1 protein-coding gene and 1 pseudogene are annotated in these 1,054 nt (G+C 72.7%); one reads left to right on the top strand and one right to left on the bottom strand.

Translation table 11 applies throughout. The features are described from left to right. Positions 1–445, top strand: a pseudogene (locus Q8S40_RS11315) (hypothetical protein); the annotation flags it as partial. Between the two features lie 4 nt (positions 446–449). On the opposite strand, the gene Q8S40_RS11310 reads toward Q8S40_RS11315, so the two are convergent. Continuing rightward, positions 450–1,054, bottom strand: a 605-nt coding sequence (locus Q8S40_RS11310) for an SDR family NAD(P)-dependent oxidoreductase (protein ID WP_305670482.1), incomplete at its 5' end; no start/stop codon positions are given.

Genomic DNA, 1,054 nt, shown 5'->3' with positions numbered 1-1,054 from the left:
CGACCGGTCCCGGGTGCGCGACGCCGTCCTCGCCGCGGCCCGCGCCAGCCCCTTCACCCTGCCCGAGACCGAGACCCGCAAGAGCCAGGTCTGGCTGGTCGGCTTCGGCGAAAGCGGGCTGGATTTCGAACTGCTGGTCTGGCCGACCCAGGCGGCGGTCAAACGCCCCGCCGGCATGCACGCCGCCTACACCTGGCTGATCGCCGACGCCCTCGACGAGGCCGGGATCGAGGTGCCCTTCCCCCAGACCGACCTGCGCCTGCGCAGCATCTTCGGCCGCGAGGGCGACGAGGCGTTTCAGGCGCTGGGGCTGCGAGGCTCCGGCAAGGCTGCCGTCGATGCGCCGGTCGCCCGGCCGGCCCCGGGCCGCAGCACCAACGACGCCGCCGAGGAACTGCTCAATCCCGCCGGCGACGCCGAGGCGGAGGACGACACACCCGGCTGAGCGCTCACTCCTGAATCCGCGCCCCGTCCCAGGCGAAGACGCCGCCACTGTCCGTCGGCGTCAGTCCATCCAGCACCGCCAACAGCCGTTCGGCCGAATACGCCGCCGTGAACAGCTTCTCCGGCTGCACCCCCTTCTGGAACGGCGCGCTCAGGCCCGTGTCGACGGTCCCCGGATGCAGCCCGGCGATCACCGCCTGCGGATGCGTCCGCCCGGCCTCAACCGCCAGATTGCGCAACAGCATGTTCAGCGCCGCCTTGGACGCCCGATAGCTGTGCCAGCCGCCCAGCCGGTTGTCGCCGATCGACCCGACCCGCGCCGACAGGGCCGTGAACACGGCCCGTCGATCCCGCGGCAGCAGCGGCAGAAAATGTTTGGCCACCAGCGCCGGGCCGACGGCGTTGATCCGGTAGTCCCGCAGCAGATGATCGGCGTCCAGCGCGCGCCAGCTGCGCTCGGGCTCGAACCCGTGGTGCAGCACCCCGGTGGCCACAAACACCAGCGCGGGCGCCGGTCCCCCGGCGACCTTCGCGGCCGCGGCGGCGATGGAGGGTTCATCCTCCAGATCGTACACCGTGCCCGCGCGCGACAGGGCGTGGACGGCGGCGT

The sequence above is a fragment of the Falsiroseomonas sp. genome (assembly GCF_030695085.1).
GTDB lineage: Bacteria > Pseudomonadota > Alphaproteobacteria > Acetobacterales > Acetobacteraceae > Falsiroseomonas.
Note: the sequence above shows the minus strand (reverse complement) of the source record. Positions and strands in the feature narration are given on the sequence as shown.